Genomic DNA, 15171 nt, shown 5'->3' on the forward strand with positions numbered 1-15171 from the left:
CGGAACCGGCGTGGGGTCATGACCCACCCCGTGCTTGCAGCAATTCCCAGGTAGCCACCGAGCGAGCGCTCGCGTCGTTCGCTCTTCCTGGTTGTACGATGGGGAGGACTTGGAGCCACCGAGGCACAGAGGACACAGAGTTTCTCTGTCCTCTCGTCTGTGCCTCTGTGCCTCCGTGGGTCCGTCTCTCATCCAACCGGAGACAGGATCGAACGCCAGGGTCTTTGTGGAATTCGACGTCAGCCGCCCTCATGTCCGGCTGACCGTGCTGCCGCGCGCCGGCAGCCCTCCACGGCCGCTGCGCCGAAGCTCCGCGCGGCGGCGATCACGCCGCGCGGCCGCGACGCCGGCGGGAGCCCAGGCCGAGCGCGCCCGCGAGGAACGCCGCCAGGCCGACGAGCGCGCCGCCGCCCTCGCCTCGCTGCATCGCGCAGACCAGGCCCGACGAGACCTCCGGCTCCGGGGTCTGCCCGCCGCCGCCCGTCCCGCCGCCGCCCGCGCCGTCGCCGTTTCCGTCGCAGACGTCGCCGATCCCGTCGGCATCGGCGTCCGCTTGATCCGCGTTGGCCGCCAGCGGGCAGTTGTCGTCGCCGTCCTGAACGCCGTCGTCGTCGTCGTCCTCGTCGTCGACATCGCAGGCATCGCCCTGATCGTCGCCGTCGCTGTCGGCCTGGTCGGCGTTCGGGACCGCATCGCAGTTGTCCGCCTCGTCGGGCACGCCGTCGCCGTCGTCGTCCCCGTCGCAGGCGTCGCCCTGCCCGTCGCCGTCGCTGTCGGTCTGCTCGGGATTCGGCTCCTCGTCGCAGTTGTCCGCCGCGTCGGTCAGGCCGTCGCCGTCGGTGTCCTCGCAGGCGTTGCCCGTGCCGTCATCGTCCGCGTCCGTCTGATCGGGGTTCGGGACCTCCGGGCAGTTGTCGGCCTCGTTCGGGATGCCGTCGCCGTCGGCGTCGGCGTCGGCGCCGAGGTCGCAGGCGTCGCCGCGGCCGTCGGCGTCGCTGTCGGCCTGGTCCTGGTTCGACACGAAGGGGCAGTTGTCGCGCTCGTCCGCGATGCCGTCGTTGTCGTCGTCGTCCTCGCAGGCGTCGCCGGTGCCGTCGCGGTCCGTATCTTCCTGGAAGATGTTCGACGCGAGGGGGCAGTTGTCCTCCCCGTCGAGCACGCCGTCGTCGTCGCTGTCCGGATCGCAGGCGTCCCCGAGCGCATCGCCGTCCGTGTTCGTCTGGTCCGGGTTCCGCTCCGCAGGGCAGTTGTCCTCGGCGTTGACGAGCCCGTCGCCGTCGGCGTCGACGTCGGGCTCGCAGAAGTCGCCCACGCCGTCGCCGTCGCTGTCCTCCTGGTTCGGATTCTGCGTCACGGGGCAGTTGTCGCAGACGTCGCCGAGCTTGTCGTCGTCCCGGTCCTCCTGGAGCGGGTTGACCACGCTGGGACAGTTGTCGACCTCGTTGGCTACACCGTCGCCGTCGTCGTCCGGCGCAGAGGTGTTGTCGTCGCAGAGATCTCCGATGCCGTCCCCATCGGAGTCCGTCTGATCCGGGTTTTGCAGGCTCTCGCAGTTGTCGGCATCGTTGAGGACGCCGTCACCGTCGAAGTCGTCGTCGCAGGCGTCCCCGAGCGCGTCGCCGTCGAGGTCCTCCTGATCCGGGTTCGGAACGTACACACAGTTGTCGGCGTCGTTGTCGACGCTGTCGCCGTCTAAGTCGTCGTCACACGCGTCCCCAACATCGTCGGCATCGCTGTCCTCCTGACTTTCGTTTTGCGTAAGAGGGCAGTTGTCGTCAACGTCGAGACGGCCGTCGTTGTCGTCGTCATTGTCGCAGGCGTCGCCTGCTTCGTCTCTATCGGTGTTCCGCTGGTCCGGATTGGGGACAAGGTCACAATTGTCTTCGCGGTCGTGACGACTATCGTTGTCGTCGTCCTCGTCGCAGGCATTGCCGGTGCTGTCACCATCGGTGTTCAGCTGGTCCGGGTTTACGACAAAATCACAGTTGTCAATCGCGTCCGGAATGCCATCCGAGTCGGTATCCAGCGCCTGCGCCCACCCCGCGACCGGCAGCATCACCCCGAGCACCCCCGCCGCGAGCCCCATCGCCAACCGCCGCCCGCGCGACCGCACGCCCTTTTTCCCCGCACGCATCATCGCGCCTCCATCCTTCGCGGCGACCGCCGCTTCACGGCGACAGCTTGGTCACGAACACGTCCGTGCCCTCGCCGCCCTCGAGCTGCTTCTCCCCGAACTCCACCGTCCCGGTGAACGCCCCCGTGACGAACACCTGCCGCTCCCGGTCGATGGCAACCCCCGTCGCCCGGTCCGCGCCCGCCCCGCCGAAGCGGTGGCTCCACCGGAAGCCGCCCTCCGGATCGAGCTTGGCCACGAACACGTCGTCGCCGCCCGCGCTCCTCACGGGCCCCGCCGCGAGCGACGCCTCGCCCCGGAACCCCCCCGCCACGAGCACGTCCCCCGTCCCGTCGACGAGCAGCTGCCCCAGCGTCGCGCCCTGCTCGCCGATGACCCGGCTGTAGAGGTGCCCGCCCTTCGCATCGAGCTTCGCCACGAACACCGCCGGCCGGTCCCCCGCCACCCGCGCCACCCGCGGCCCCCCGCCGAGGTCGATCGCCCCGCGGAGCTCCCCGCCCACGATCACGTTGCCCGCGCCGTCCACCGCCACCGCCCTGGCCCGCTGCAGCCCCGCGTCGCCGAAGCGCTTGCTCCAGCGGTGCTTGCCGAGCGCGTCGAAGCTCGCCACGAACACGTCGAGATCCCCGGCGCTCTCCAGCGGATCGCCGCCCAGATCGAGCGTCCCGGCGAAGTCCCCGACCACGATCGCGTTGCCGCGCTCGTCCATCGCCACGGCGCGGGCCTGCTGATCGAAGCCGTCGCCGAACCGCGCGCTCCAGAGCGGCGTCCCGTCGGCGTCGAAGCTCGCCACGAACACGTCGCTGCCGCCGGCGCTCTGGAGCCGGTCCTTGCCGACGCTCAGCGCGCCCGAGAAGCGGCCGGCCACGACGAGGCGCCCCGCCGCGATCGCCGCCACGCCCGTCGCCGCCTGGAAGCCGATGCCCCCGAGCGGCTGCAGCCACAGCTCCCGCCCCTCGGCGTCGAGCCGCGCGACGTAGCCGTCCCGCCCGCCGGCGCTCGTCCGCGGCGCGCCGCCGAACTCCAGCTTGCCCGAGAACTCCCCCGCCACGAGGAGGCCCTCGTTCCCGTCCGGCGCGACCGCGTTGACGATCTGCGGGTCGAACGCCCCGAAGCGCTTCAGCCCGAGCCCCGCCCCGTCGCTCGCCGAGAGCCGCGCCCAGAAGACGTTCTCCACGCCGATCGGCGTCACGCGCTCGTCGTCGAGGGCCACGCCCTCCGCCGCCGTGAGCCGGCCGAGGAGCGCCGCGCTGCGGTCGTCCGCGACCGCCACGCTCGCCCCGGCCTGCTCCCCGTCGCCCCCGAGCGCGCGCGCCCACTGCACCTCGCCGCCCGCCGGCGGCGCGCCGCCGCCCCCCGCGCCGCCCGTGCCCCCGGCGCCGCCCGAGCCCGTCGTCGCGGCCGAGAGGCTGAGCTCCGGCGCGCAGCCGAGCGCCGCGCCGCAGAGCGCCACGCAACCGAGCGCCGCCGCTGCCGAAGCCGCCATGAAAGGTCGCGCCATCATCAGAACGCCCCCTGCCACACCACGCCCCGCGCCGTGGGGGTCACGAGCGGCACGAGCGACGCCGCCGCCCGCTCGTCGCCCGTCCTGGGCCGCAGGAGGATGCCGCCGAGCGCCGCGCCGACGCCGGCGACGCCGACCGCGCCGAGCGTCACCGACAGCCCGAGGCTCCGGTTCCACCGCGCCCGGAGCGCCTCCATGCTCTCGAGGTCGTACGCGCGCCGATCGCACACGGACCCGGGGCAGTCCCGCTCGACCCGATCGCGCGCGGCCGCGTGGTCGACCGCGAACGCCACGCTCCCCGCGAGCGCCGCGAGCCCGACGCCGCCCGCCGCCCACGCCCACAGCGGCACGGGCGCGCGAGGCTCCGCGGGCGCGCTCTCGGGCGGCGGCTGGCCTGGGGCGCTGGCCTCGGCCGCGGGACCGCGCCCCGGGACGAGGGCGATGCGGACCTCCACCGGCGCGCGCTCCGCCTCCTTCAGCGCGACCTCGCGCCGCTCGGTCTGGAAGCCGGGCGCCGCCACCACCACCTCGTGGCGACCGGGGTTGAGCTTGCGGGGGTACGGGAGCGCCGCGCGGGGGATCGGCTGGCCGTCCACCCGCGCCTCGATCTGGTCCAGCGACGCGCCCTCGACGCGCAGCACGAGCGACGGGATGCGCGCGTCGAGCTGCTCGACCAGCGCCGCGGCCGCCGCCCGCGCCTGCGTGAACGCCGCGGGCTCGTCCTTCCCGAGGGGCAGGTGGACGACCTCGTACGCCGTCTCCCGGGCCTCGAGCAGGTGGCCCAGCGCCTCGTCCGCGCGCGCCAGATCGAGCCCCGTCGTGGGGGCGCGGACGAGCGCGTGGGCGGCCTGGAAATCCGCGCGGGCGGCCGCCACGTCCCCCGCGTCGCGCTTCTTGCGCCCCTCGATGAGGAGCGTCCGCGCGGTCTGTCGATCGGCCGCCGAGGGCTCGGCCCGCGCCGGGAGCGCCACGGCGACCGAGAGGACAGCCAAGGCGATGCCCGCGGCGCGCGGGGCACGAGGGCGCAGGAAATTCATCTCATCACCAAGCCGCCGGGAACCCTCCCGGACCACCCGGTCATGATCGCACGCGGCTCGCGCGGGGGTCAACTGCGCCCTCACGCGGCGCGTCGCGCGCAAGCGCGCATGGCGCTCGCCGATCAGGTGGCCGGGCGACTCTGGGGCAGGCTCACGGCCGACACCGGGACGGCGACGACCTCGGGCGTACCCTTCGGCGTCACCGATTCTCCGGCGCCGGCGGGCGCCTCGCTCGGCGCGACCGGCGCGAGATCGGCCGTCGCCGGGCCGCGCAGGACGCGGCCCATGGCGTCGAACCGGGCGCCGTGACAGCGGCAGTCCCAGCTGCGCTCCGCCGGGTTCCACGACACGATGCCGCCGAGGTGGGTGCACATGGCCGACATCTTGTGGATCTGCCCCTGCGGATCGCGGTAGACGGCGAGCTTCTTGAGGCCCCTGCGCACGACGGCGCCGCTGCCCGGCGCGATCTGCGCCACGTCGCCGACATCGCCCTTGCCGAGCCACGAGGCGTACTGGCAGGCGACATTGACGTTCTCCTTCACGTACTCCGAGACGGCGGCCGCGCTCAGGTTGACGCGCGTGGGATCGAAGAGCGACGCCATCCGGTTCTCCCGGCCCTGCACGAGATCCGAGATCACCAGCCCGGCGATGGTCCCGTGCGTCATGCCGTTGCCGCAGTCGCCCGTGGAGATCAGGATCCTCGAGTCCCGCTTGACGCGGCCGATGTAGGCGAGCCCGTCGACCGTCTCCATCACCTCGCCGGACCAGCGGTGCAGCACCTCGCCGGCCTGCGCGAAGCGCTCCCTCGCCCACGCCTCGAGCCGCGCGTACCGCTGGTCTGCGTCGCTGGCCTGGCCCGTCTTGTGGTCCTCTCCGCCCACGATGAGCACCTGGTCCGGGCCGTCCGCGCCGTCGACGTTCGCCACGCGGACGTAATGGAACGGATCGGCCGTGTCCCAGTAGAGGCCCGGCGCGACGGCGTCCCGGGGCACGCGCAGGCCGATGACGTAGGTCCGGTATCCGGCCTGCTTCATGTGCACGCTGATGCGCGGGATGAACGGCGAGTTCGTGGCGAGCACGGCCTCGCTCGCGACCACCTGGAGGCCCCGCGCGGTCTTGACGACGACCTTGTGCGGCGCCGCGCCCTCGTCCACGTCGACCACGTGCGCCAGCGTGTAGAGCTTGCCGCCGTCGCGCTCGATCGCCCGCGATAGCCCCGCGAGGTACCTGCGGATATGAAACTGCGCCTGATCGGGGAAACAGACCGCGGGCCCCGTGTCGAAATCGACGAGCGGCGCCCGGTCGACGTAATGGACCGAGCCCAGCCCGGCGCGGTGCGCGGCCTGGATCTCGTCGCGGAGCGTCATCGGGAGCGACCCCGGGGCCGCGAAGAGATAGCCGTGGACGCGCCGGAAGTCGCAGTCGATCTCCTCTTCCTTGACGATGCGCTCGATCGTGTCGATGGCCATCGTGTGGCTGCGCGCGGCGAGCCGCAGGTGGCTCACGTTGTGGAGCTTCGCGAGCGAGGCCCAGCGCCGGTCGAGCGCGTGGGTGATGTGCGCGGTCGTGAAGCCCGACTCGCCCCCGCCGACCGCGCCGTTGTCGAGGACGATGACGCGCTTGCCCGCCTTGGCGAGGAGATAGGCCGTCGTCAGCCCGGCGATCCCGGCGCCCACCACGCACACGTCCGCCGTGTGATCGGTCGCGAGGGGGGCCATGGGAGGGAGGACGGCGTGGGTCCAGACGGTGTTCTTATCGTAGGCTCGCTCCGTCATAAACGCTCCGCGTGTGGACGCCGAGGGCTGCATCCCGGCGCTCGGTCTCGGTCATCCATCGTCAATCGATCGTCTCGCCCGCCTCGCGCGAGGCGCGGTGTCGCTCTGCCCCCCGAGAGGCGCGGTGAAGAGGGGCGCCCGGGCGTGTCATGTGTCGCGCCTCGACAGGGTGACGAGCAGCCCGTAATGGTCGGAGAAGCCGCTCTTCACCTTCTTCTTGCCCGCCTCGATCGTGAGGTTCGACCGCATGATCTGGGCCCCGCGCGCGTCGCCCTCGAAGCCGCGCAGCAGCACGTGATCGATCAGCAGCCCGCGGGTGCCCTTCCCCCCGTCGAGGGGGTTGTCGAAGCAATACGTGCACTTCGCGTCCTCCTGGGACGCGTAGGGGTTCACGAAGCCGCGCGCGAGCAGCCGGTCGTAATGGGCGGGCAGGCGCGCCGAGATCGAGGGCGCTTTTGCCGGGCCGGTGTTGAGATCGCCGAGCAGCGCGGTCGCGCCGCGGCCGCCCGTCTTCCGATCGATGTAGTCGAGGAGCGCGTCGATCTGCGCGGATTGGTCCTTTTGCCACGACGTGTTGCGGGGGTGCGGGACGCCCTCCAGGCTCGCCGTGAGGTGGGTGCAGAAGACGTGGAGCTCGCCGACGGAAGGGGGCGAGATGCGGGCATAGAGCACGGCGCGCCGATCGATCGCGGACGGGAGCACCAGCGCGTCGCGCTCGAGGATCTCGGCGTTCGTCAGGATGGCGGTGCCGGAGGCCCCGGCGTAGGCCTCCACGGCCGTCGCGCCGCCGGCGCGCGCGGGGGGACGCGCGCCGGCGGCGCTGTTCGTGCGTGTGCGAAGGCACGCTCGAGCAAGCTCGTCAGGCCCCTGCCGCGGGTTCGCGGAGAGGCAGTTGAAGCAGTCGGGCGACAGGCTGGTGAGCCTCGCCGAGCAGCTCTGGAGGAGGCACGGGAGCAAGGCGTGCTGGGTCAGGCCGGCGCAGCTCTTCGCGGCGCACGCGACGAGCGGCTCGGTCTCCTGCTGCGTGCAGCCGCCGTCCTCGTGGCCGGGGGGCAGCCGGAAGGTATGCGGCAAGGCGCTGGACGTGGCGGAGACGAGCCGCTGCCAGTGCTCCTCGAGCCAGAACTCCTGCACGCAGAGCAGGTCCGCGGGCTGCTCGGCGAGCGCGCGGATGAGCGGCTCCGCCCGCTCGTCGACGTATTTGAGCACGCCCATCGCGAGCCCGCCGTTGTAGGTGGCCACGCGAAACGGCGACGCCTGCTTCGGCCCGGCGCTGCCGCGCGCCGCGTCCTCCGGCGCGCCCGGCTGCGGCGCGGCGGCCGGCGGCGCGACGCCGCCCTCGGGCGCGCCGGCGCTCTCCCGCGCGCGGCTCTTGTCGCCGCTGCACGCGGAGAGCGCGAGCGCACCGAGGATCGCCGCGCTCCGAAGCCAAGCCGTCTGCATCAGGCTGCTGCACGATGCAGATCGCGTACCGCGGCCGCCCGCCGCCCCGCACGGCGCGCGCGGCCGAGGACGTCCCGCCTTCGCGCGTGGGCGCGGTGAGGCATTCCGCCACAATGGGACAAAGCTGCACCGGGCAGGGCGGCCGCGCGTCGAGCGCCGGCGCGCATCGTTGTGGGGGAGCGACGCGCGGTGCGCGCGCTCGAGCTGGGGGAGCGAAGCGCGGGACGGGCGCTGAGGCGAACCGCGGCGCGCTGTGGAATCGGGACGTGCCGTGGAGGCGGAACCGGAGGTAGCAGGTTGTCGCCCCGGATTTCGCCGAGACAGCTGTTGATTCGAACGGCGGGCACGCGTACTCCAGCTTCACGACACAGCGGATAGGACGTTCGACACCCCACAGCGATGGGGTACCGGACCATCCTTGGCTCCACCGAACGCCTCGCGGCGAGGGTTCTTCGTCGAGACATGGAGGAATGATGAGAGAGCGCTTCGTGACGAGAGTGGCCCAGATTGCTCTGCTGACGAGCATGGGGCTCCCCGTGGGCTGCGGCGGCTGCGACTCGGAGCCTGACGATGGCATCACCGCTTCATCGAGCGGCGGCGGTGAGGGCGGTGTCGGCGGGGAGGGCGGCGTCGGCGGGGACGGGGGCGCCGGCGGGGACGGGGGCGCGGGGGCCAGCGGTGGCGACGGTGGATCCGGCGGGCAAGGCGGCTCCGGTGGCGCGGGCGGCGACGGTGGGCAAGGCGGCTTCGGCGGAGAGGGCGGCGCCGGCGGCTCGGGCGGCGCGGGCGGCGCCGGCGGGCAAGGCGGCGCGGGCGGCGCCGGCGGCTCGGGCGGCGCGGGCGGCGCCGGCGGCTCGGGCGGCGCGGGCGGCGCCGGCGGGCAAGGCGGCGCTGGCGGCACCGGCGGCACCGGGCCGGGCGGCGTCGGCGGCTTCGGCGGCGCGGGCGGCACCGGCGGCGCCGGGCCGGGCGGCGTCGGTGGCTTCGGCGGCGCCGGCGGCAGCGGCGGCGAAGGCGGCGAAGGCGGCGGCGGCGAGCCTCCCGAGTTCCTCGGAGACGCGCTCTGGGGCGCCAGCGCCGGCGAGGAGAGGGGCGAGCGCGTCGAGGCGATCGCGGCGGATCAGGGCGAGAACGTCGTCCTGGTCGGCGGCTTCCAGACCGCGATCAACTTCGGCGGCGACGCCGACCGCCTCGTGAGCGCGGGCCAACACGACATCTTCGTGGTGAAGCTCGACCCGGCCGGGGGCCACCTCTGGAGCAAGCGCTTCGGCGACGCGTCGGATCAATACGCGATCGCGGTGGCCACGGATTCGAACGGCAACATCGTCATCGCCGGCGAGTTCGAGGGGACCCTCAACTTCGGCGCGGACCCGGGCACGGCGCTCGTGAGCGCCGGCGAGCGGGACATCTTCGTCGCCAAGCTCGACCCCGACGGCAACCACCTCTTCAGCAAGCGCTTCGGCGACGCGGTCGACCAGTACGCCTCGGCCTTGGCCGTCACCGCGGAGGACGAGATCGTGGTCCTCGGCGTCGCCGACGGCGCCATCAACTTCAGCGAGGATCCCGGGGCCGAGCTCACGGGCACCGGCAGCGACGCCGCCGTCGTCGCGAAGCTCGACGTCGCCGGCGGCCACCTCTGGAGCAAGCGGTTCGGGTCCCTCGAGAGCTGGCAGCGCCTCGCCAGCCTCGCGACCAGCGGCTCGGCCCTCTACGTGGCCGGCGCGTTCGGCGGCAGGCTCGCGATCGACCACCGGCTCCTGGAGAGCGCCGTCAGCGGCGTGACGTCGGGCGCCGGCGGCGCCGGCGGCGGCGGCGAGCCGATCTACAGCATCGACGGGCTCGTCGCCCGGTTCGATCTGGCGTCGGGCAGCCTGGTCTGGGCGAGCTCGCTGGGCGCCGCCGGCGAGCAGTACGCGAAGTACGTCAGCGTCGGCGTCGACGGCCACCCCGTGGTCCTCGGCAACCACCGGGCGCCGTTCCGGGTCGGCTCCATCGACGTCGAGCACACCGAGGCGGCGGGATACGACCTCTACGTCGCCCGGCTCGACGCCGATGCGGGGGAGCCGCTCGCCGCGCGCGCGTTCCTGTCCGACGGCGACGAGTTCGTGTGGGGCTTCTCGCAGGATCCCTGGGGCAACCACGTGCTGAGCGGCTACTTCACGAGGTCGCTCTCGCTCGGCGGAGAGCCCCTCTCGGTCGGCGCGCCCTCGACGGGCGACGCGTTCGTCGCGAAGCTCAGCCCGGATTTCTCCGAGGAGCTCTGGTCCGATGTCTACCGGGATCAGTTCTTCTCGTACGCCACCGCGCAGGCGGTCACCGCCGGCGGAAACACGGTGGTGGCGGGCCTCTTCTGCGGCGAGCGGCTCGAGCTCGGCGGCGGGCTCCCCGCCCTCGAGCACAGCGCGCCCGCGCGCGATCGCAACAACGGCGACGTCTTCCTCGTCACCCTCTCGCCCTGACGCCCTCGAACGGCCGCGCGGAGCTTCATCGAGCTCCGCGGGGCGGTGCGCGCGAGCAGGTGGCGAGCCCAGCTACCGCGCGTACCTGCGCGCCGGCCCCAGCTGCCGCGCGTACCCGCGCGCCGGGGCCGCCGGCAGCGGCGGCGCCGATCAGTGGGCCTCGTGGCTCTGCTGGCCGGCCTGGACGTGCTGCTCGTGGCTGCCGCCCTGCTCGCGCTCGCCCTCGGCCTGCGCGGCGCTCGCGTTGCTCGAGCCGTCGCCGCGCGCCTCGCCGCCCTTACGGCCGATCTGGGCCATGTGCCCGCGGTTCTGGCTCACGGCCGCGCCGCCCTTGCGGCCGATCGCGGCCATGTGCTCGCGGTTCCGGCTCACGGCCGCGCCGCCCTTGCGGCCCGCGGCGCGGGCCTCCTCGGAGCTGAACTCGTGGGCTGTGCCCTTCTCGTGCGCGGCCTTGCCACCCATGCTCGCGATGGCACGCTGCTGCTTCTGGTCCATCGCCGCGAACCCACGACTGCTGCTCTGCCCTTGTTGCTGTGCCATGATAGGTCTCCTTGGTGTCTGGCGCATCGCTCGGCGCCGGCGCGGGACAACGCAGCTGCGGCACCCCGCCCGATCTTCGCTGAACGATGTCGGCTGGAGGGGTAACTGCAACGTGGATGCCATGGAGTAGAACCCATGGAAATTGGGCCTCTCCAGCGCGGATCCAGCGAGAGCTCCCGGGGATCGCCGCGCGAGCCCGCGGTCGTCCCGGGGGCGTCTCGCCCAGGGCGAACGACAACGGTGCGCGTCGGCGCAAACGCGTCGCGACGCGGATCGCGGGCTTCTGCGCCGCTCAGCTCGCGAGGCGCGCTGCTCAGCCTGGCCGATCCAGGTTTTCAGCAGGAGATCCGCGTCGCGGCAGACTGCCCCACCGGCCGTGGGCGCGCGGGCCATCGCGCCTCGTCCGCGCGCCGCCGAGATCCGCGGCGAGCGGACGCGCGCGAGCTCACGAGCTCAGCGCGTTGCGTCTGGCCTTCAGCGCTCGCCGTCGCGCGGACGAGGCGGCTGGCCGCGCTCCCCGTCGGCGCCGCGCGGCCGGCGGTGCGCCGCCGTTCATCCGGAGAGATCGCCGAAGAAGACGAGAAGGTGGGAAGGCGGGAAAGTCATCCACGTCGCCTCACCGTGCCTTACCCACCGTGACGCTCCACCGCGCGATACCGCGCGACACCGCACCGCGACGCCGTCACGGCGCCGCGCCGCCATCGGGATCGCCGGGGCCAGCGCGGGTGGGCCTTGACGATCGAGAGCGGCCGCGCGTCCTGACCGCGACGGGCACGCCGCTCAAGGCCCATCGTCAGGCCGAGGTGCACGCCGCTCGGGGAGGCGCAGCGCGAGCGACGCGCACGCCGCGAAGCGACGCTCGCCCGGGCGCGCCCTCGGCGGGTCGACATTGCGCTTCTCGCGATCGTGATCACCGCATCACCGGCGCCCGACAGGCGCGGTGGGTACGGCGAGCGCGCAGATCCTGCGGAGCTGCAGTCGCGCAGATTCTGCGCGCTCCGGAGCTCGGCAGTGAGGATCAGAAAGCGAAAGCGCACGGTGGGACGCGTAGGAGCTGCGCCGCTGCGTCGCCGCGTTCGCACGCGCGAAGCGGCGCGCTGCGCGTTCGCACGCGCGGCGCGGCGTCGGGCCGCGCCCGGGGCGCGTCGCTCCGGCGCGCGGCGCGGCGCCCGCGGCTGTCGCGCAACGCGAAGCAGCCCGTCAAAAACTCGACGTCCGCGTGGCCTCCGAGTTGCTCTCCAAGATGCGCGCGCGCGCGCTCGTCACGGATGTCACGGCGACGCCACACGTGATACACAGCGACCTGACGCAACGGACGCAACGGACGTAGGCGACCCACGCGCGCATCACGCCATCCCTGGAACATTCCCGTATGCAAGAGAGGCTGACAACGGACTGTGATAAAGTCGCCGGCTCCCGCGGCCTGGTCGACATCGAGCGCCCCGGCACGCTCCTGAAGGACGCGCTGCGCGGCCTGGTCGCCGTGTTCGCCCTCCAGGACGCGATCCTCATCGGCTACCTCGTCGTGACGACGGTCTGCCTGCTCGGCGCGCCGCCCTCCGAGGTGCAAGCGCAGTGCGTGCACCGCAATCTGGCCGCCATCGCCGCGCTCGTGTCCCTCTGCGTGTTCGTGCGCCGCGCGACGTTCGTGCCCAGCCTGCTGCGGAGCGTGGTTTACCGGCTCTCGCTCGTCGGCACCTTCCTCCTCAACTACCTCTCGCTCCGGACCATCCTGCCGACGGTCCGGAGCGACAGCCTCGACGCGGAGCTCCTCCAGCTCGACCTCCTCCTCTTCCGGTTCGAGCCGGCGCTCTGGATGGAGCGCTTCAACACGCGCCCCATCGTGGAGTGGTTCTCCTTCTTCTACTTCAGCTACTTCTTCATCTGCTTCACCTCGATGGTGCTGGCGGTCTGGGTGGCCCGCCCCGGCCGCGGCACGACCGAGTACGCGGTCGGCACGTCGATCGTCTACTGCGTTGGCCAGCTCGGCTACATGGCGGTCCCGGCGTACGGCCCGATCCAGGCGCTGAGCCACCTCTATCAGGGGCCGCTCGACGGCGGCTTCTTCTGGGGGTGCGTGAGCAGCATCGTGCAGGCCGGCGGCGCCATGAAGGACGTCTTTCCCTCGCTGCACACGGCCGCGCCGCTCTGGTTCGCCCTGTACACGTTCCACCGCGCGCGCACGGACCGGCGCCTCTTCTGGCTGGCCGTGGTGGCCGCGTTCTTCTCTTTCAACATCATCATCTCCACCATGCTCCTCCGCTGGCACTACGCGGTCGACGTGGTCGCCGGCGTCGCGCTGGCCACGGGGGCGGCGTGGCTCACGCCGCGGCTCGTCCGCTGGGAGGAGGGCCTCCGCGCCCGCATGGACCAGCCGCAGCCGTGGACCTTCCGGTAGCGGCGGCGCCTCCGGCGGCGGCGCCGCCGCCCGCCTGAGCCGCCCGCGCGCCGCGCCTCACGTGGCCGGGACCGCGCTCTGCGCCGGGGCCGCCTGGGCCCGCGGCGCCCCCCGGCGCTCCTCGGCGCCCCCGTCGGGCAGGAAGCCGTCCGACTGCTTGCTCCAGAGCCGCTTGTAGGCTCCGTTCCGCGCCAGCAGCTCGGCGTGGGTGCCGTCCTCGATGATCCGGCCGTCGTCGAACACGAGGATGCGATCGAGGTGGACGATCGTCGAGAGGCGATGGGCCACGACGAGCACCGTCTTGCCCTTCATGACCCCGTCGAGCGTGTCCTGGATAGCCTTCTCGGTGATGGAGTCGAGGCTCGACGTCGCCTCGTCGAGGATGAGGATCGGCGCGTCCTTCAGGATGACCCGCGCGATGGCGATGCGCTGGCGCTGGCCGCCCGAGAGCTTGACGCCGCGCTCGCCGACCATGGAGCGATACTGGTCCTTCATCTGCGCGACGAACTCGTGCGCGCGCGCCTTGCGCGCCGCCTCGACGACCTCCTCGTCGGTCGCGGTGAGGCGCCCGTAGCGGATGTTGTCGAGGAGCGTCCGGTGGAAGAGGCTCGGGTCCTGCGGGATCAGGCTGAGCTGCGCGTGCAGCGCGTCCTGCGTCATGTCGCGGATGTCCACGCCGTCGATCAGGATCTGACCGGAGTCGATGTCGTAGAGGCGCAGGATGAGGTTGACGAAGGTCGATTTGCCGGAGCCGGAGAAGCCGACGAGCCCGACCCGCTGGCCGCGCGGGATCGTCACGCTGAGCCCCTCGAAGATCGTGTCGTCCGGCGTGTAGCCGAAGGTGACGTTCCGGAGCTCGATCCGGCCGCGCTCGATGCGCGGCGCGACGGCGCCCGGCCGGTCGACGAGCTCGTGGGAGCGGATGATGGTGTTCACCCCGTTCGCGACGTTGCCGACGAACTCGAAGAACTCGAGGAAGCGGCGGCTCAGGTTGCGCGCCTCGTTGATGATGAGGAGCGACAGGCTGGTCGCCATCACGAACTCGGCGACGCCGATGGCGCCGCGCTGCCAGAGCGCGAGCGCGTAGTAGAGCGTCCCCACCTTGAGCAGCGCGGCCGACGCGAACTGGAACCAGCGCACGCGCTCGGAGTACCAGTTCGACCGGCGCACCGCCCGGAGCTCCCGGACGAGCTGCTCGTCGAGGTACTCGCGCTCGAAGCCGAGCCGGGCGAAGAGCCGCGCGCTCGTGAGGTTCGTGACCGAGTCGACGACCTTGCCCGTGGTCTCGCTCCGCGCGCCCGCGGCCCGCACCGCGTGCGGCTGGCAGCGGGTCGCGAGCCAGTACGAGATGCCGACGAACAGCGCCGCCCAGGCCGAGACGAACGCCGCGAGCTCCGGGTGAGCGCGGTAGAGCAGGCCGATCGAGACGGAGAAGACGATGGCGATCGGCCAGAAGTCGAACAGGATGGCCCACAGCGTCTGCGAGACGCCCATCGACGTCTCGCTGATGCGGTGCGCGAGCGCCCCGGCGAAGTTGTTGCTGAAGTACCGGTGGGAGTGGTGCTGGAGGTAGGCGTAGAGATTGCGGGTCACGTTCTGGCGCTGCCACGGCCCGACGAGGATCTGGCAGAGGCCCGCGACGCGGCTGAACAGGAACTCGCCGGCGATGAGCGCGACGAACAGCGTCAGCGGGCTGCGCAGCTGGCCGCTCAGCGCGGCCCGGTCGCCGTCCGGCGCCTGCGTCACGCCCTTGATCACCTGCCCGATGGCATAAGGGATCATGATCCCGAACGAGGCGTGGGCCGACTCGAACACGAACATCGCCAGATACCAGGCGCGGTATCGGCGGACGAAATGAAGGATGAACCGAAAGGGCGTGTC

General features: G+C 72.7%; 9 protein-coding genes. 2 read left to right on the forward strand and 7 right to left on the reverse strand.

Annotation, left to right across the window (positions count from 1 at the left end; all coding sequences use genetic code 11):
• Positions 1-325: 325 nt before the first annotated feature.
• The 5 genes from WME98_RS40120 to WME98_RS40140 form a co-directional block, all read right to left on the reverse strand.
• Complete coding sequence (locus WME98_RS40120; protein WP_437946951.1) at positions 326-2137, reverse strand: thrombospondin type 3 repeat-containing protein; 1812 nt, start codon at positions 2135-2137, stop codon at positions 326-328.
• A 31-nt stretch (positions 2138-2168) separates the two neighbouring features.
• The gene (locus WME98_RS40125) at positions 2169-3620 is read right to left on the reverse strand and encodes a hypothetical protein (RefSeq protein ID WP_437946952.1); all 1452 of its coding nucleotides are present in this window, start codon (positions 3618-3620) and stop codon (positions 2169-2171) included.
• Between the two features lie 17 nt (positions 3621-3637).
• On the reverse strand, positions 3638-4675 hold the full coding sequence (locus tag WME98_RS40130) for a hypothetical protein (RefSeq protein ID WP_437946953.1): 1038 nt from the start codon (positions 4673-4675) through the stop codon (positions 3638-3640).
• A 122-nt stretch (positions 4676-4797) separates the two neighbouring features.
• A complete protein-coding gene (locus WME98_RS40135) occupies positions 4798-6450 on the reverse strand; it encodes an FAD-dependent oxidoreductase (RefSeq protein WP_437946954.1) in 1653 nt (550 codons plus the stop codon).
• 147 nt (positions 6451-6597) lie between these two features.
• Positions 6598-7893, reverse strand: coding sequence for an endonuclease/exonuclease/phosphatase family protein (locus tag WME98_RS40140; protein WP_437946955.1), 1296 nt, complete (start codon positions 7891-7893; stop codon positions 6598-6600).
• Between the two features lie 497 nt (positions 7894-8390).
• On the opposite strand from WME98_RS40140, the gene WME98_RS40145 reads away from it, so the two are divergent.
• A complete protein-coding gene (locus WME98_RS40145; RefSeq protein ID WP_437946956.1) occupies positions 8391-10352 on the forward strand; it encodes a PE-PGRS family protein in 1962 nt (653 codons plus the stop codon).
• Between the two features lie 150 nt (positions 10353-10502).
• Here the strand turns inward: WME98_RS40145 and WME98_RS40150 are convergent, their stop codons facing one another.
• Positions 10503-10892, reverse strand: a complete 390-nt coding sequence (locus tag WME98_RS40150; protein WP_437946957.1) for a KGG domain-containing protein — start codon at positions 10890-10892, stop codon at positions 10503-10505.
• Positions 10893-12264: 1372 nt separating this feature from the next.
• Between WME98_RS40150 and WME98_RS40155 the strand changes: the two genes are divergently transcribed.
• A complete protein-coding gene (locus WME98_RS40155) occupies positions 12265-13290 on the forward strand; it encodes a phosphatase PAP2 family protein (RefSeq protein ID WP_437946958.1) in 1026 nt (341 codons plus the stop codon).
• 57 nt (positions 13291-13347) lie between these two features.
• Here WME98_RS40155 and WME98_RS40160 read toward each other — a convergent pair whose 3' ends face one another.
• On the reverse strand, positions 13348-15111 hold the full coding sequence (locus tag WME98_RS40160) for an ABC transporter ATP-binding protein (protein WP_437954073.1): 1764 nt from the start codon (positions 15109-15111) through the stop codon (positions 13348-13350).
• Positions 15112-15171: the final 60 nt, after the last annotated feature.

The sequence above is a fragment of the Sorangium sp. So ce296 genome (genome assembly GCF_051529605.1).
Taxonomy (GTDB): Bacteria; Myxococcota_A; Polyangia; order Polyangiales; family Polyangiaceae; genus Sorangium; species Sorangium cellulosum_D.